Annotated in this window: 17 protein-coding genes and 1 other RNA gene; 6 read left to right on the top strand and 12 right to left on the bottom strand. The window is 66.6% G+C overall.

What is annotated here, in order from left to right:
* Positions 1-136: 136 nt before the first annotated feature.
* The 7 genes from ybgC to QW861_RS23420 all read right to left on the bottom strand — a co-directional run bounded on the left by ybgC (position 137) and on the right by QW861_RS23420 (position 5,145).
* The gene (gene ybgC, locus QW861_RS23450) at positions 137-586 is read right to left on the bottom strand and encodes a tol-pal system-associated acyl-CoA thioesterase (RefSeq protein ID WP_316165763.1); all 450 of its coding nucleotides are present in this window, start codon (positions 584-586) and stop codon (positions 137-139) included.
* Between the two features lie 80 nt (positions 587-666).
* The gene (locus QW861_RS23445) at positions 667-1,587 is read right to left on the bottom strand and encodes a metallophosphoesterase (protein WP_316193531.1); all 921 of its coding nucleotides are present in this window, start codon (positions 1,585-1,587) and stop codon (positions 667-669) included.
* Between the two features lie 84 nt (positions 1,588-1,671).
* A complete protein-coding gene (ruvB, locus tag QW861_RS23440; protein ID WP_315713926.1) occupies positions 1,672-2,721 on the bottom strand; it encodes a Holliday junction branch migration DNA helicase RuvB in 1,050 nt (349 codons plus the stop codon).
* Positions 2,718-3,137 carry a cytidine deaminase gene (locus tag QW861_RS23435; RefSeq protein WP_315713925.1) on the bottom strand — a complete coding sequence of 140 codons (420 nt, stop codon included), beginning with the start codon at positions 3,135-3,137 and terminating at the stop codon, positions 2,718-2,720. The genes ruvB and QW861_RS23435 overlap by 4 nt, the downstream gene beginning before the upstream one ends.
* 46 nt (positions 3,138-3,183) lie before the next feature.
* Positions 3,184-3,801, bottom strand: coding sequence for a Holliday junction branch migration protein RuvA (gene ruvA, locus QW861_RS23430; protein WP_316193530.1), 618 nt, complete (start codon positions 3,799-3,801; stop codon positions 3,184-3,186).
* On the bottom strand, positions 3,798-4,325 hold the full coding sequence (gene ruvC, locus QW861_RS23425; protein WP_316193529.1) for a crossover junction endodeoxyribonuclease RuvC: 528 nt from the start codon (positions 4,323-4,325) through the stop codon (positions 3,798-3,800). Before ruvC ends, ruvA begins: the two co-directional genes overlap by 4 nt.
* A 73-nt stretch (positions 4,326-4,398) precedes the next feature.
* Positions 4,399-5,145 (bottom strand): YebC/PmpR family DNA-binding transcriptional regulator, encoded by a 747-nt coding sequence (locus tag QW861_RS23420; protein WP_315752619.1) that lies wholly within the window; start codon positions 5,143-5,145, stop codon positions 4,399-4,401.
* 221 nt (positions 5,146-5,366) lie between these two features.
* Here QW861_RS23420 and QW861_RS23415 point away from each other — a divergent pair, with 221 nt between their 5' ends.
* Together QW861_RS23415 and QW861_RS23410 are read left to right on the top strand one after the other, a co-directional pair.
* Complete coding sequence (locus QW861_RS23415; protein ID WP_316193528.1) at positions 5,367-7,115, top strand: methyl-accepting chemotaxis protein; 1,749 nt, start codon at positions 5,367-5,369, stop codon at positions 7,113-7,115.
* 45 nt (positions 7,116-7,160) lie between these two features.
* A complete protein-coding gene (locus QW861_RS23410) occupies positions 7,161-8,591 on the top strand; it encodes a methyl-accepting chemotaxis protein (RefSeq protein ID WP_315752617.1) in 1,431 nt (476 codons plus the stop codon).
* A 9-nt stretch (positions 8,592-8,600) separates the two neighbouring features.
* Here QW861_RS23410 and QW861_RS23405 read toward each other — a convergent pair whose 3' ends face one another.
* From QW861_RS23405 to ssrS, 3 genes are all read right to left on the bottom strand, one after another.
* Positions 8,601-9,425, bottom strand: a complete 825-nt coding sequence (locus QW861_RS23405; protein ID WP_315713920.1) for a TIGR00282 family metallophosphoesterase — start codon at positions 9,423-9,425, stop codon at positions 8,601-8,603.
* Position 9,426: 1 nt separating this feature from the next.
* Positions 9,427-10,008, bottom strand: a complete 582-nt coding sequence (locus tag QW861_RS23400) for a 5-formyltetrahydrofolate cyclo-ligase (RefSeq protein WP_315714372.1) — start codon at positions 10,006-10,008, stop codon at positions 9,427-9,429.
* Positions 10,009-10,117: 109 nt separating this feature from the next.
* Positions 10,118-10,279: non-coding RNA, 6S RNA (ssrS, locus tag QW861_RS23395), on the bottom strand.
* Positions 10,280-11,337: 1,058 nt separating this feature from the next.
* On the opposite strand from ssrS, the gene QW861_RS23390 reads away from it, so the two are divergent.
* Positions 11,338-11,793 (top strand): DsrE family protein, encoded by a 456-nt coding sequence (locus QW861_RS23390; protein ID WP_315826031.1) that lies wholly within the window; start codon positions 11,338-11,340, stop codon positions 11,791-11,793.
* Positions 11,794-11,909: 116 nt separating this feature from the next.
* Entirely contained in the window at positions 11,910-13,157 is a 1,248-nt protein-coding gene (locus tag QW861_RS23385) for a TAXI family TRAP transporter solute-binding subunit (RefSeq protein WP_315713918.1), read from the top strand.
* A gap of 318 nt (positions 13,158-13,475) precedes the next feature.
* Here QW861_RS23385 and QW861_RS23380 read toward each other — a convergent pair whose 3' ends face one another.
* Positions 13,476-14,117 (bottom strand): glutathione S-transferase family protein, encoded by a 642-nt coding sequence (locus tag QW861_RS23380; RefSeq protein WP_316193527.1) that lies wholly within the window; start codon positions 14,115-14,117, stop codon positions 13,476-13,478.
* Between the two features lie 3 nt (positions 14,118-14,120).
* Positions 14,121-15,389 carry a serine hydrolase domain-containing protein gene (locus tag QW861_RS23375; protein ID WP_316193526.1) on the bottom strand — a complete coding sequence of 423 codons (1,269 nt, stop codon included), beginning with the start codon at positions 15,387-15,389 and terminating at the stop codon, positions 14,121-14,123.
* A gap of 210 nt (positions 15,390-15,599) precedes the next feature.
* Here QW861_RS23375 and QW861_RS23370 point away from each other — a divergent pair, with 210 nt between their 5' ends.
* Together QW861_RS23370 and QW861_RS23365 are read left to right on the top strand one after the other, a co-directional pair.
* A complete protein-coding gene (locus QW861_RS23370) occupies positions 15,600-15,803 on the top strand; it encodes a hypothetical protein (protein ID WP_315713915.1) in 204 nt (67 codons plus the stop codon).
* A 161-nt stretch (positions 15,804-15,964) separates the two neighbouring features.
* Positions 15,965-16,351, top strand: coding sequence for an ester cyclase (locus tag QW861_RS23365; RefSeq protein ID WP_315713914.1), 387 nt, complete (start codon positions 15,965-15,967; stop codon positions 16,349-16,351).
* The last annotated feature ends 58 nt before the right edge of the window (positions 16,352-16,409 follow it).

Here is a 16,409-nt window from a genome sequence, read left to right as displayed (position 1 = left end):
TTCCGTGCCTACGCCGCGGCGATACAGCTGCCGTCGCATTCGCTGCGCAGATGGCGCGGCCGACTGGACCGCGGCGAGGTCGCGATCGCCGGCGGGCGCATCCTCATCCCTCCGCCCGCCCACCGTTAGGACGTCTTTAGGCGAGGTCCGCCTTCATCAGGTCGCGCAGCGCTTTCGGTATGGGCTGCGCCCTGCCGCCGCTGACGAACGCAACTCTCACGTCGGCCTTGACGAGCACCTCCTCGCCGCGCCTGACCTCCTGCGCCAGCGTGATCGACGCGCCCTTCACCGCCACGGGCCAGGTGACGACGTCGAGCACGTCGTCCATACGGGCCGGCCGCAGGAAGTCGAGCGTCATCGAGCGCACCACGAAGGCGAAGCCCGGGGCCTCGCTTGCCGCCTCCGCGAACAGCGCGTGCTGCTCGGCGCCCATCAGCCGCAGATGATTGGTGCGGCCGCGCTCCATGAAGCGGAGGTAGTTGGCGTGATAGACGATTCCGGAGAAATCCGTGTCCTCGTAGTAGACCCGCACCTGCATGTGGTGGCGGCCGTCGCGGATCGCGCCGTCGAGATGTCGTTGGGTCAAGGGAAGCCCTCGATAGCCGGAAATGGCGATCGTTTCGCCCAGTTCAACGGCCAGCGCAAGAGCAGGCGAGCACGAGCCGGCTAGGACGTCACCTCGACGGGTTCCCTGCCGACGTTGACCAGCACGATCTCCGGCGGCATGCCGATCCGGACTGGCATGATGCTGCAGCCGAGGCCGCCGGAGACGATCACGTCGCATTGGGTGCGGATGTGGCCGTAGGCCAGATTGACGCCATTACGCGCGGGAACGGCCGGCGACCAGCCGAGCACGCGGATCTGGCCGCCATGCGTATGCCCGGACAGTTGCAGCGACACCCGCGCGGGCACGCGGAGCGCGACGTCGGGCTCGTGCGCCAGCAGAATTACCGGGGCGCTGTCCGTCACCTTGCGCAGCGTCCCTGCGAGATCATCGATGCCGATCCGCGGCATCGGCCGGAAGCGCCGCGCTGGCATGTAGGCCAACTGATCGCCAAGGCCGGCAAGCCAGAAGGCATGGCCATTCTTGGTGAGACGCACGACGTCGTTCTCGTAGACGGGAATGCCGGCGGCCTCGAGCGCCTTCTGGGCATACGGCGCGCCGCGGCCGTCACGCTGCACGGTTCGATCATCCCAATAATCATGATTGCCCAGGATGGCGTGCACGCCCAACGGCGCCCTCAGGCCACCGAGCACCGGCGCCCAGGCATCGGCGTCGATGCGTCCGATGTGATGACGATGACCGGCGACGTAGTCGCCGAGCAGAACGATCAGATCCGGCTGAAGCGCGTTGGTTCGCTGCACGATCCCGTCGATATGAGCGAGCGACATCCAGGGATCGCAGGCATGGATGTCGGCGATGGCCGCGATCTTCAGTCTTAGCCCAGCCGGCCAGTTGCGTGGATGGATGTGATAGTCGGTGACGCCCAAGCGGAGCGGCTCGACGCCGACGCCGTAGGTCGCGGTCGAAAAACCGGTGGCGGCGAGACCGCCTGAGAATGACAGAAAGCGACGGCGTGACAGCATCGATAAACTCCTCGCAGCGGCTCCCTTCTCCCTGATCATTGCAACCGATTTCGGGTGCGTCTGTGCAGATTGTCAGCAGTTTCGTTAATCATCGTCCTCGCTGCCGAACAGACCGAACTGGCCGGGATCGCGGTTCGAAGGCTCGGCCAGGCCAAGATGCCTGAACGCGTGCGACGTCAGCAGCCGGCCGCGCGGCGTACGCTGCAGATAGCCGCATTGGATCAGATACGGCTCGATGATGTCCTCGATGGCATCGCGCGGCTCCGACAGCGCTGCCGCCATGGTCTCGACGCCGACCGGCCCGCCGCCGTAGTTCAGCGCGATGGTCGAGAGATAGCGCCGGTCCATCGCGTCCAGCCCGGCGGCATCCACTTCGAGCGCGCTCAGCGCGTGATCGGCAATGGCACGATCGATCGCACTGGCGTTGGCCGCCGACGCGAAGTCGCGCACGCGGCGCAGCAGGCGGCCGGCGATCCGTGGCGTGCCGCGGGCGCGCCGCGCGATCTCGTTGGCGCCGTCGGCGGTCATGCCGACCCCGAGCACGCGGGCACCGCGCGTGACGATGCCTTCGAGCTCCTCCACCGTGTAGAAGTTCAGTCGGATCGGAATGCCGAACCGGTCACGCAACGGATTGGTCAGCAGGCCTGCGCGCGTCGTCGCGCCGACCAGCGTGAACTTCGACAGGTCGATCTTGACCGAGCGGGCCGCGGGGCCTTCGCCGATGATGAGATCGAGCTGGAAATCCTCCATCGCCGGATAAAGGACCTCCTCGACCGCCGGGCTGAGACGATGGATCTCGTCGATGAACAGCACGTCGCGCTCTTCGAGATTGGTCAGCAGCGCGGCGAGATCGCCGGCCTTGGCGATGACCGGGCCCGAGGTGGCGCGGAAGCCGACGCCGAGCTCACGCGCCACGATCTGCGCCAGCGTCGTCTTGCCAAGTCCGGGCGGACCGACGAACAGCACATGGTCGAGCGCCTCGCCGCGCTTGCGCGCCGCCTCGATGAAGATCGAGAGGTTGGCGCGCGCCTGCTGCTGCCCGACGAACTCCGACAGCTGCTGCGGACGCAGCGCGGTGTCGCCGACATCGTCGGAGCGCCGCTCCGGACTGACCATGCGCGCCGGCGGCTTCATTCGTTGCCGCGCCTGTATTTGTTCGGCAGCAATTCGCCGATGGTCACCGCCGCAGGCCCCTTGCCGTTCGACGGCACGATGACGCGCGCCTTGGCATCATAGTCGTGGATCAGCTCGCGGCAGGTGCCGCAGGGCGAGACCACGGCGACCTCGCCGGGCTCGCCGGGCTTGGGATGGCGCACGGCAACGATGGTCTCGATGCCGTGGTCGCCAAACTCGGTGATGGCGCGGCCGATCGCGATGGCCTCGGCGCAGACAGCGTTGCGGCCGAGATAGGCATCGATGTTGACGCCAGTGATGATGCGGCCGTCGCGCGTGCGCATGGCGGCGCCGACCTCCTGCCAATCGTTGCGATAGCGGCTCTTGACCGCTGATGCGGCCGCCTCGATCAGCTCCTTGTCCTTCTTGCTCACCATGGGGGAAACGGATGTCCTTCTGCTCGCCCGGCCGGGCGACGATAGCCTATTTCGCCAGCTCCTTGAGGCCGAGGCGAATGAGTTGCGCGGTCTCGGCCTTGTCGCCGGCCGCGCGTGACGCGGCGGCAATGGCGGCAGCCGCCTGCGGCTGGCCATAGCCGAGATTGATGAGCGCGGAGATCGCGTCCGCGATCGGCTGCGGCGCGCGGGATTCTTCGATGGCGCCGGACAGCCTGACGACACCGGGATCGACATCGGCAAAAGCCGGCGCCTTGTCCTTCAGCTCCGTGACGATGCGCTCGGCGACCTTGGGGCCGACGCCCGGCGTGCGCGCCACCGCGGCCTTGTCGCGCAGCGCGATGGCGTTGGCGAGATCGGACGGCGGCAAGGTGCCCAGCACGGCGAGGGCGACCTTGGCGCCGACGCCCTGCACCGTCTGCAAAAGGCGAAACCATTCCCGTTCGACATCCGAGCGAAAACCGAACAGCTTGATCTGGTCCTCGCGCACATAGGTCTCGATCGACAATGTGGCGGCTTCACCGGGCGACGGCAAGGCCTGCAGCGTGCGCGCCGAGCAGTGCACCTGGTAGCCGACGCCGCCGACGTCGAGGATGACGAAATCCTCCGCGTAGGAATCGATCAGCCCCTTCAGCTTGCCGATCATAGCCCGGCCACCTTCATGCGCGGCGCCTGGCCCTGGCGGTGATGGGCGTGGGTGATGGCGATGGCGAGCGCGTCCGCCGCGTCGGCCGACGGCGGCTCGGCCTTCGGCAGCAGGATCTTCAGCATCACCGCGATCTGGCCCTTGTCGGCATGACCGGCGCCGACCACGGTCTTCTTGACCTGGTTGGGGGCGTATTCGGCGACCGAAATTCCGAACATCGCCGGCGCCAGCATGGCGATGCCGCGGGCCTGGCCGAGCTTCAGGGTGGCGACGCCGTCCTTGTTGACGAATGTCTGCTCGACCGCAGCTTCCATCGGCGCGAACCGGCCGAGTACCGCCGAGAGCCCCTCATGGATCGCCAGCAGCCGGCTCGCCAGCGGCAGATCATCGGGCGGCTCGACCGAGCCGCAACCGACATAGATCAGCCGGTTGCCCTCGCTCTCGATCACGCCCCAACCGGTGCGGCGGAGGCCGGGATCGATCCCGATGATGCGGATTGCTGCGCGAATCGGCTGGGCTTTCATGGATTAGAGATAGCCTCGCGCCGCACCGATGGAAACATAAACGGAACGCACGAACGACGTGGTTGAGCGTCCGTCAACCGCCCATCTTCGCCATCAGGGCGTCCGAGATCTCGAAATTGGCGTAGACGTTCTGAACGTCGTCGTGTTCGTTCAGGAGGTCCATCAGCTTCAGCAGCTTCTCGCCGGTCTCGTCGTCGACCGCGACCGTGTTCTGCGGCTTCCAGGTCAGCGCCGCCTTGCGCGGCTCGCCGAACTTGGCTTCGAGGTTCTTGGCGACTTCATGGAAACTGTCCGGCGAGGCATAGACCTCGTGGCCGCCCTCGCCCGAGATCACGTCGTCGGCGCCGGCCTCGATCGCGGCGTCCAACACGGCATCGTCAGAGGCGACGCTGCGGTCGAATTCAATGATTCCGACGCGATCGAACATGAACGAGACCGAGCCGGTCTCGCCGAGGTTGCCGCCTGATTTGGTGAAGAAGGAGCGGATGTCGGACGCGGCGCGGTTGCGGTTGTCGGTCAGCGCCTCGACGATGACGGCGACGCCGCCCGGGCCGTAGCCCTCGTAGCGGATCTCGGCATAGTTGTCGCCCTCGCCGCCGAGCGCCTTCTTGATGGCCCGCTCGATGTTGTCCTTGGGCATGTTCTCGGCCCGGGCGGCGACCACGGCGGCGCGCAGCCGCGGGTTCATCGCCGGGTCGGGCGTGCCGAGCTTGGCGGCGACGGTAATTTCGCGCGCCAGCTTGCCGAACAGCTTGGACTTCATCGCATCCTGCCGGCCCTTGCGATGCATGATGTTCTTGAATTGGGAATGGCCGGCCATGCGAGGTCTCTTGCAATCGTAGGGGATCAGTGGGGGAAGCGCGGCCTTATAGGCCGGGAATCGTCAAAATCAAAGATTTGAGGTGGTTTCAGGGTGGCTGTCCCGCCTCGGAGAGTCAGTTGGCTGCCCCGCACCATAAGCCAAATGTTAACCATGGCTTCACAGTCAAGTGCAACGATGCCGCCCCTCTGCACCTTTTCACCCGCACCGGGGCCTACCCCATGGCGTTTGGTTTCTTTGCAAGACGAGCCTCTGCGCCCGAGCCGGTGGCCGAACCGAAGCCGGTAGCCGCGCCGGAGCCGCTGGCGTCGTCGGATGCCGATTCGGCCAAGGCCATCCTCGACCTGCTGGAGCTGGAACTCGGCGGCATGATTCGCCAGCTGGAGCGCGCCGCCGATGCGGTCGCCAGCGGCGCCGAGGCGACGGCGGGGACGCTGACGGACATTCGCCAGCGCGCCGATGCGCTGAGCGGACGCAGCAGCACCGCGCAGGGAACGGCGGCGACGTTCGCCCACGCCGCAGAGAAGGTGACCCAGTCCGCCCACGGTATCCGTGCCCAGGTCCAGGACGCCGGCCAGCTCGCCGACCAGGCCAGCGCCGCCGCCTCGGAAGCCCGGGCCAACGTCGACCGCCTGCGCGAATCCTCGGCGGCGATCGGCAACGTCGTCAACCTGATCTCCCAGATCGCGCGCCAGACCACCTTGCTCGCGCTCAACTCGACCATCGAGGCCGCCCGCGCCGGCGAGGCCGGCCGCGGCTTTGCCGTGGTGGCCACCGAGGTCAAGGCGCTTGCTGTCCAGACCCAGAACGCGACCGAGGAAATCACCCGCAAGATCGAGGCACTGCAGAAGGACGCCGCCGGCTCGGCCGACGCCGTCCACCGCATCGTCCAGGCGATCGAGGCGATCCGCCCCGTCTTCACCAACGTCAACGGCGCCGTCGCCGAGCAGAACCAGACCACCGGCGAGATGTCGAACAATGCGGCCCAGGCCTCGCAGTTCATATCCTCGGTGGTCGACAGCGCCGCCGACATCAGCAGCGCCACCCAGCAGGCCGAGAGCTATGGCGAGCGCGTCACGAACGCCGGCCGCGCCGTGACGATGTACGCCCAGAAGCTGAAGGCGCGCTGCGCCGTGCTGCTGCGGCAGGGCGATCGGCCCGTGCGCAGCGGCAGCGAGCGTCTGCCCTGTCACCTCAGGATCGAGATCAAGTCGGGCGCACGCACGATCGGTGCGCCGGTCTATGAGATTTCCAACGACGGCCTTCTGATCACCGGTCCGGATGCGAGCCGCCTGCCCGTGAACGAGCGTCTCGACGCCGTGCTGGAGGACGTCGGCCCGTGCCGCCTGCGCGTCACCGAGCAGGTCAAGGCCGGCGCCCAGGCGCGGTTCGATGCGCCCAGTGCCGAGCTGCGCGAGAAGATCGAGGACAAGCTCTGGGCGCTGCACGAGGAGAACAACGAGTTCGTCACCCGCGCCATGGAAGCCGGCACCGAGCTGAACCGGATGTTCGAGAGCGCCGTTGCGCGCGGCGAGATCACGCTCGAGGACATGTTCGATACCAACTATGTCGAGATCCCCGGCACCAATCCGCAGCAGCACCGCAGCCGGATCCTCGACTGGGCCGAGCGCGTGCTGCCGTCGTTCCAGGAGGCCTTCCTTGCCAAGGACCAGCGCATGGCGTTCTGCGTGGCGATCGACCGCAACGGCTATCTGCCGGTGCACAACCGGATCTATTCGCATCCGCAGCGGCCGGGCGATACGGCCTTCAACACCGCCAACAGCCGCAACCGCCGCATCTTCAACGATCCGGCCGGGCTCGCGGCAGGCCGCAACCAGCGGCCCTATCTGATCCAGAGCTACGCGCGCGACATGGGCAACGGCAACACCGTCATGATGCGCGAAATCGACGTGCCGATCCGGGTTCGCGGCCGGCACTGGGGCGGCTTCCGCACCGCCTACAAATTGTGAGCCAAGCCGTGATTTTCTGATCCTTTCAAGCCCGGGAGTCTGGACATGTCGGTCGCGCAACGCGCCATTCTGGAAAGTCACGACGCGCGCACCGGCGCCGAACGGCTGATGGACGAGATCGCCGACCGCATCGGCGGTCTCGGCGTCGAGCTCGCCGACGTCGCCGGCAACGTCCAGGAGGTCGCCAACCGCGTCAGCTACCAGTCGCAGCGGTTCGGGCATCTCCAGGCCACCGCCAAGACCATGGTCGCGGCCAATCACGACATCGCCACCGCCTCGCAGGCGGTGCAATCGGCCACGACCGCCGCGGTCGGCGACATCGCCCAGTCGCGCAACGTGGTCGACACCGCGGTGCGGCACATCGCCGAATTGGTCGAGTCCGTCGAGCGCATCGAGCAGCGGCTCGGCTCGGTCGGCGATGCGCTGTCGCAGGTCGCCAAGGTCTCGGTCGCGATCGAGGCGATCGCCAAGCAGACCAACCTGCTGGCGCTGAACGCAACCATCGAGGCGGCCCGTGCCGGCAGCGCCGGCCGGGGCTTCGCTGTCGTCGCGAGCGAGGTGAAGTCGCTCGCCGAGGCGACGCGGCAGGCCACCCAGGAGATCGGCGATACCCTGCGCGGGCTCGACTCGCAGGTGAAGAGCCTGCTCGGCGAGAGCGGCCAGGCCTCCTCCCGCGCCAAGACCGCGGGTGAAGGCGCCCAGCAGATCGGCGGCATCATCGTCCGCGTCCAGGACGGCTTCACCAGCGTCGGCCAGGAGATCGACGGCGTGGCGAAGGCCGCGACCTCCAACCTCGCGCATTGCGACGCCGTGATCAGCGAGCTCAACGAGCTCGCCAAGGGCGTCGACCAGTCCTCGGTCGAGCTCAAACAGGCCGACAGCCGGATCGCCAAGCTGCTCGATCATTCCGAGGCGCTGATCGGGCTGATCGCCGAGAGCGGCGTACAGACCGCGGACGCGCCGCTGATCAAGACCGTCGTCGACACCGCCCGGCAGATCTCGGCGACCTTCGAGGCGGCGATCGACCGCGGCGAGATCACGCTCGCCGACCTGATGGACGAGAGCTATCGCGAGATCCCCGGCACCAATCCCAAGCAGTACATGACGCGCTACGTCGAATTCACCGACCGCGTCCTGCCGGCGATCCAGGACCCGATCCAGGGCAGCGATCCGCGCATCGTGTTCTGCGTCGCCTGGGCGCGCGGCGGCTACCTGCCGACGCACAATCCGAACTACCGCAAGCCGCAGGGGCCCGATCCGGTCTGGAACAACGCCAACTGCCGCAACCGCCGGCTGTTCGAGGACCGCGCGGTGAAGAAGGTCGCCGCCGCCAGCAACAAGCCGTTTCTGCTGCAGACCTACCGCCGTGACATGGGCGGCGGGCAGTTCGTGCTGATGAAGGACCTCTCGGCGCCGATCTTCATCAAGGGCCGGCATTGGGGCGCGTTCCGAATGGGTTTTCGGCTCAAGGCCTGACCCAGGCTCTCATCCTCCCCAGAACGAAGGCTTCGCCGGCGACAGCCGGCCGCCGATGCGCACCGGCGCGATCTTGATCGCAAGCCCGGTGCCGTTGTCGGTCTCGACCGCCACGCCGCTCAACGTCGCCTCGCCGGAGGCCGGCTCGAACCGCGCCGACGGGATGCCAGACTGGAAGCGGCGCAGCGGCTCGTCCTTCTGCATGCCGATGATGGAGTCGTAATCGCCGGTCATGCCGGCATCGGTCATGTAGGCGGTGCCGCCGGGCAGGATCTGGTGATCGGCCGTTGGCACATGCGTATGGGTGCCGACGACGAGGCTGGCGCGGCCGTCGCAGAAATAGCCCAGCCCCTGCTTCTCGCTGGAGGCCTCGCAATGCACGTCGACCACGATCGCATCCGCCGCCTCGCGCAGCGGGCAGGCGCCGAGCTCGCGGCCGACAGCCGCGAACGGATCGTCGAACGGCGTCATGAACACGCGCCCGAGCACGTTGACCACCAGCGCGCGGGCGCCGTTCTTGGCGTCGACCAGCGCCGCGCCACGGCCGGGCGTGCCCGCCGGATAATTCGCAGGGCGCACCAGGCGCGGCGCGCGCTCGATGAACACCAGCGCCTCGCGCTGGTCCCAGGAGTGGTTGCCGAGCGTGACCGCGTCGGCGCCGGCGTCGACCAGCTCCTGATAGATCGCCTCGGTGATGCCGAATCCGCCGGCCGCGTTCTCGCCATTGACGATGACGAGATCGAGCGCCCAATCGCGGATCAGGCCTGGCAGGTGGTCCGAGACGGCGCTGCGGCCGGCCCGGCCGACGACGTCGCCGACGAAGAGAATTCGCAACTCAATTGCTCCGGAAATCCAAGGTCTCGCGCTCGGTTAGCACATAATCCAGCGCCGCGTCGTGGGCCAAGGCCGGGATCGCCTCGGTTTCCTGCACGGCAAAGCCGAGGCCGACGCCGATGAGGTGATGCGATTTACGCAAGTGCGAGAAGGTGTAGTCGTAGTAGCCGCCGCCGTAACCGATGCGATGGCCGGTGCGGTCGAAGGCGGCGAGCGGGACCAGCATCACGTCCGGCACCAGCTCGGCCGCAACGGGCGACGGCTCGGGGATACCGAGCGAGCCCAATGTCAGCCGATCACCCGGCGACCACGCCCGGAAGGAGAGCGAATGGCCGCGGGCCAGGATGACCGGCAGCGCCAGCCGCGCGCCCTTCGCCGCCAGCACGCGCATCAGCGGCACCGGATCGAGCTCGTTGCGAATCGGCGCATAGCCCGAGACCACCTGGCCCGGCTCCAGCGCGAAGGGGAGCCCGCGCGCCGCGATGGCCTGCGCGGCGGCGCTGCGCGCCTCGTCGCTCAGCGCGTCGCGCGCGGCGAGGGCCGCAGCTCGCAGCTGCTGCTTGGTGTGCTGGACGGCCTTCATCGGCATGCGGCGGGATCTCCGTCAAGAGCTCGCGGACGCGGGCACTCCAACGTTCTCAGAAACGCAGCAGGTCGGCAATCAAGGGGACAGACCAGAGGAGAGAGACAAGCGCGAAGCCGCAATCGCCGTTGAAACGCTCGATCCCGGAGTTCCCTACGAAAGTAGGTGGGCACCATATGTCCAGGTCCACGGACCTGGCCAGGGACAGTTCCCTAAAGGATCGATAAGGCCCCGGGGATATGTTGGTTCCGGACGCGCGTCGCAGCCTCGCTGACGCAATGTAACCATGGCGGGGTGATTTTGCCAGCGGTGGAAGCGGATTGACGCGCGCTGCCGTTGTCCAACCTCGGCGTCGTCGCCCGGCTTGACCGGGCGCCCCCGTACGCCGAGGCAGCAGTGGTTGAGCCGACAGGCCGCGGCGTACCGGATCGCCCGCTTTTCGCGGGCGATGACAGTTGTCGGGTGGTAGGAGCCGGGCCGAACACGGCAGAGCAGATCAGAATAGGCATGGCATCGCGTCCTCGTGGCGCTCGGCGTCCGAGTTGTTCATTTGGCTCGCCCTCTCGACACAGAGGGCACAGGGAAGGCCGGGCGTCGGCTGACGCCCGTGGCCCGCCTGCGTAAAAAATGCAGGCGGCAGGTACCACAGGTGCAGCCGGAAACACCCGGCCTTCCCTGCGCGACGGTTTGAACGGCTGCTTCGCGATCTCCCTGGTGCGCCGGGCTTGTTGGCCACCATGCGCGACAACGCGCTTGCGCGCGTTGCGCGGGACACCAGCATCGGGGTGTCAGGACCACGCGACTTGACCGTACGTGCATCGCCGTTCGTCCGCGCGATCAACTCACGCTGCGGCAATCCACGCCCATCGCATCCCACTGCCAACGCCTCGTGACGGTCGCGACACGCCCCTCATGCGGCAGCAGGACGAGCGGAAGCATCCGCCTGATTTGCCCGACACGGCAAGCCATGCGGCCTGCGACATCGTAACGCGACGGGCAGTTTACGCATGATCGACATGCGCGGTTTGCCCGTCGTGCAGTTTACGACGTGCATCTGCTCCCGTGCCGCCAGCTCAACATTCCGCCGTCGTCCCGGCCTCGCGCGCCCTTGCGCCGAGGCAATTCAGGATCTCTCCGCAGATGCAGCCTGGATTGCTTCGCCTCGCCACTGCGCTCGCAATGACGCCGTGGTGATGACGGCGCTCCCGCGGCAGCGCCGCGTCGGCAGCGCATAGTCTTGCCACGATTCAGGCTCATCGACTTGGAGCTGAGGTTGTGGCAGATCATGCCTACATCCCAATGCCCTGTATCGTACATTGGAGTCCTGGCATGCGCTTCGATCTCAAAACCGTCACGGCCGCCTGCGCGCTACTGATCGCGTCGGCTGCTGCGAGCCTCGCCGCCGACGTCAAGATTCATCGCGTCTCGATCCAGGTCGATCAGAACGATCCGGCGATCATGAATCTCGCGCTGAACAACGCCACCAACATCATGGAGACGTTCAAGGAGAAGGGCGAGGAGGTCGAGATCGAACTCGTCACCTATGGACCCGGGCTGAACATGCTGCGCGAGGATACCTCGCCGGTGAAGGACCGGCTCAAGCAGATCGCCGAGCTCAGCTTTCCCGCCAAGATCAAGTTCTCCGCCTGCAACATCACCAAGCGCGGCATGGAGAAACGCGAAGGACATCCGATTGCGATCGTCACCGAAGCGAGCCTGGTGCCATCGGGCGCCGTCAGGCTGATGGAACTGCAGGAGAGCGGCTGGAGCTACCTGAAACCTTAGGTAGTTTCTGCCCCAAAACTGCCAGCTTTAGGGCTCATTGAGATACGACCTTGGATTGAGCTGTGTCATCAGTCTGCTCGGGGGATGGCGAGCAGACGCGATCGGGGACTAGTCACATGCACAGAGTACTCGCCCGGCCGGCGCTGCTGGCGCTGGCAACGCTTTCGGCTGCCTTGCTCACCCCCGTCGGCGCGGTGCTTGCGCAAGGGCAGTCCGCCGCTCCGCTCTCGATCAAGCCTGCGCGCGCGTCGGAACGGCGGGCCGTCGAGCCTCGGGTCTCCGAGACCCGCGCGCCCGAGCCACGGAGCGCCTCGGACGAAGCCGCCATCAAGACGCGCATGAACCAATGGACCGTCGGCCTGGCCGCGGGCCTGCCCGACGGTGGCTTCGTGCGCTTCGCCAGCGAGATGGCGCGGACCATGGACGACGGCGACAACATGCGCCTGATCCCGATGGTGACGCGCGGCACCACCTCGAACATCGCCGACCTGCTCTATCTGCGCGGTGTCGACGTCGCGATCACCTATGCCGATGCATTCGACTTCTATGCCAGGCAGGCAGGCCTTTCCAACATCAACGACCGCATCCGCTACGTGCTGCGCTTCTTCATCTCCGACGTGCACATCTATGCGCGCGAGGAGTTCAAGTCGCTGCAGGACCTGAAGGGCCAGAAGGTCGCGGTGGGCACGGCGGGCGTGGCCGCCGCCCACACCGGCCCACTGATCTTCCGGCGCCTCGGCATCGACATCGAGCCGGTCGCGGTCGGTGGCCCCGTCGCACTGGAGAAGCTGCACAAGGGCGAGATCGCCGCGATGGTATATGTCGCCTCCAAGCCCGGCGAACTGTTCAGCGGCAAGAAGGCGGATCCTGGATTCCACTTCGTGCCGGTGCCGTACACGCAGCAATTCTCGGACTTCTACTATCCGACCAGCATCAAGGCCGACACCTATCCAGGGCTGGTCGCACCCGACACCGCCGTGGAAACCATCGCCGTGCCGTCGGTGCTGGCCGTCTACAACTGGAAGCCCGGCAGCGACCGCGCCGACCGCGTCAACCGCTTCGTCGACACGCTGTTCACCAACCTCGCGCGGCTGCAGCAGCCGCCGTTCCATCCGGGCTGGAAGGATCTCAATCTCGAGGCCCAGGTGCCGGGCTGGCAGCGCTATCCGTATGTCGACGCCGTGCTGGAGCGGATGAAGAAGGAGGCCAATGTCGGCCTGCCGCCCGCCGCGGCCGGCAGTCTCTCGCAGCAGGAGCGCTTCGATGCCTTTCTCGAATCGCAGGCCAAGGCGCCGACCTCGAAGGCGGAGAAGGAGGAGCTGTATCGCTCCTTCCTGGACTGGAGCCGCAAGCGGCAGAAGTGAGCAGGCGATGGGCTGATGACAGCGGGCGAGGTGGTGGGCTGTCGACCATAAGTTCATTTGCATTCTCGCCCTAACGCTGGCGTGTTGCGAGACGCTGAAAAATAGTGAGACGAGATATGGCGGCTCGGGCAGTCAGCTCTCTCTCCCTGTTCTCGCGGGGAGAGGGTTGGGGTGAGGGGCCGACGCACGGGGAGTGCACGTCGTGAGACCTGTACTCCCTCACCCGGATTGCATCTGACGATGCAATCCGACCTCTCCCCGCAAGCGGGGCGAGGTACACCGAGCAAGCCGCCAAAGCGATCTTCCGACCCGCGACGATCAGCTCAACAACAACGCCATCCCCGGATCCCCCTTGGCCATCGCGCGCTGATAGGCCGGGCGCGCAGCGATGCGGGCGAGATAGGCGCGGATGTTGGGGAAGGGTCCGAGATCGTAGGGCAGGAAGTAGCGCATGGTGGTAAGCGAGAACACGGTCATGATGTCGGCGGTGGTGAGCGCGTTTCCCGCGAGATAATCCACCTCGCCGCAACGCGCCTCGACCAGCGCGAAGGCACGGTCGAGCCTCGCCCTGATGGCGCCGAGAACCGGATTGTCGTCGGGCAGATGCAGCCGGTTGAGGATCATCAGTCGGCCCATCGCCGCCTGCAACGTACCGTTGGCGAAATGAAGCCAGTAGAGGAACGGCGCGAAGCTGGGATCATCAGGCCCAGGCCGCAAGCGGTCTTGGCCGTAGGTCGCGGTAACGTAGTCGACGATCGCGCCGGATTCGGCGAGCACGAGATCGCCATCGGTGATCACGGGCGCCGCGCCGATCGGATGCAGCGCCTTGTACTCGGGCGGCGCCAGCATCGTCCGGGCGTCGCGCGTGTAGCATTTCAGTTCGTACGGAATTTCCAGCTCCTCGCAGAGCCAGACGATACGTTCGGACTGCGACTTGCCGAGGTGATGAACCGTGAGCATGCGCTATTTCACCATCGCGCCATAGACGATGTCCTGCACCTGCTCGCGATAATATTTGCGCAAGTCCCCGGGCGCCGCCGTGCCGACCACGACGACGAGACGCTCCCTGGGATCGCAGAAGAACTGCGTGCCATAGGCGCCGTTCCAGCTGAACTCACCGGGATTGCCGGGCACCGCCGACAGGCCCTCGCTGACGCGCACGGCGACGCCGAGCCCGAAGCTGAAGCCGGCGCGATGCGGCTCCACATTGGCGACGGTGTTCTTGATCTCGGGCCCGAGATGGTTGGAGGTCATGTGGTGCACCGTCTTCGGACTCAGGATGCGCGCGCCGTCGAGCTCGCCGCCATTGAGCAGCATCTGGCCGAAGCGGACGTAGTCGCCGATGGTGGCGAACGAGCAGACGCCGCCGCAGTCCGACTTGGTCGGCGTGTCCAGCAGCTTGATCGCCTGCGGCTTGCCGGTCAGCGGATTGTTCGGAAACGGATGCGCCAGCCGCGGGCGCTGTGCGTCGGTCGGCGCGAACGTCGCATCGGCCATGCCGAGCGGCTTCCAGAGATTGGCCGACAGATATTCCCCGAGCCGCTGCTCGCTGACCTTCTCGATCACGGCGCCGAGCACGTCGATGGAGAAGCCGTATTCGAACTGCGTGCCGGGCTGATGCGCCAGCGGCAGCTTGGTGATGCGCTCGATGAACGCCTGGGTGTCGCCTTCGATCGCAGGCGCGGTGCCGTCGGGATAGAGCCGCGCCACCGCGCTCGAGCTGTCCGGCCGGCCGCCATACATCAGGCCCGAGGTGTGGCGGTAGAGATCATGGATCAGGATGGGGCGAGCCTGCGGCACCAGCAGCAGCGCTCCGTTCTCCTGGGTGACGCCGACCTTCATGTCGGCGAATGCCGGATAGTAGTCGGCGAGCCTGGCCTGCAGCGGCAGCCGCCCCTGCTCCATCAGCATCAGCCCGCCGACCGCAGTCATCGGCTTGGTCATCGAGGCCAGGGCGAAGATCGCGTCGAGCGGCATCGGCGTGCCCTTGACCGGATCGAGCTGGCCGTAGGCCTTGTAATGCACGAGCTTGCCGTCGCGCGCGATCGCCACGACCGCGCCGGGCACGCGCTTGGCGGCGATCTCGCGGGCGAAGAAATCATCCATTCGCGCGAGACCCGCCGGCGAGAAGCCGACCTCGTCGGGCTTGGCTTCGGGCAGCGGCGCGGCCGCGAGCTGCGTGATGATCATGGTGAAGGCTGTGGCTACGGCCGCCTTGAGCAGCGTCTTCATGGGCACTCCCTGATGCGCGGGCGATCCCGTTTGTCGCCACGGGATTCAATGGCTCCGCCTGGACAATGAGTAGAGGACACAGGGAGGAACGACAAGCGGTCGCAACACGATCGCATCGCGATGACGTGATCGGCTTCGCTGCCGCACAACGGCGTATCCGCGCGACCAATCGGAGGGGACGGGTGAGACCGCTGACACGCGAGATCACGCATGCTGAGGACAATCGGACTCATCCTTCACACGCTCTGGGCCATTTGTACGCTTGCGACCGGAGCCTTCGTCGGCGCAGCCGTCGGCTTTCACTATCATGGCTGGATCGGCGCCATTGTCCTCGGCGTCATCGGCCTGGGCGTCGGTAGCCTGGCGGCGGCCTACCCGCTGGAGACGATCGCGACGCTGTTGGAGGGTCTTTGACGCGAGGGCCATGTAGCCCGCATGAGCGAAGCGACGTCCGGGAAAGCGCGGGCACCGAGATGGTCTCGGATATCGCTGACCTTCATTGAGGCTACGGGCTGGGAACCGCCATGCCGGCCCCGTGTTGTTCGATGCAACGCGTTCGTCCAAACAGCCGCGCCATGACCGGACCCGAGCTCGCCAATCACTATCGCGGCTATATCGTGTGCCTGAATGCGCAGGCTTGGCCGCAGCTCGGCGATTTCGTGCACGAGCACGTCGTTCACAACGGCCGGCAGCTCGGACTCTCCGGCTATCGCGACATGCTGATCGGAAACTTCGCCGACATTCCCGATCTCCGTTTCAACATCGGCCTGCTGCTATCAGACCCGCCCCGCGTCGCGAGCCGGCTGTACTTCGACTGCACGCCATCCGGCGAATTTCTCGGGCTCGCCATCGACGGCCAGCGCGTCGCCTTCACCGAGAACGTGTTCTACGAATTCCGCGAGCGCAAGATCGTGGAGGTGTGGTCGGTCATCGACAAGGCCGCAATCGAGGCGCAGCTGTGAATGCGAACGCGTGGCGGCACCAGCCGCCCCAATGGGCTCAAGGCCGGGACGACACCTT

The sequence above is a fragment of the Bradyrhizobium sp. SZCCHNRI1029 genome, from assembly GCF_032487555.1.
Lineage (GTDB): Bacteria > Pseudomonadota > Alphaproteobacteria > Rhizobiales > Xanthobacteraceae > Bradyrhizobium.
This window is presented reverse-complemented; position numbering and strand designations above follow the sequence as displayed.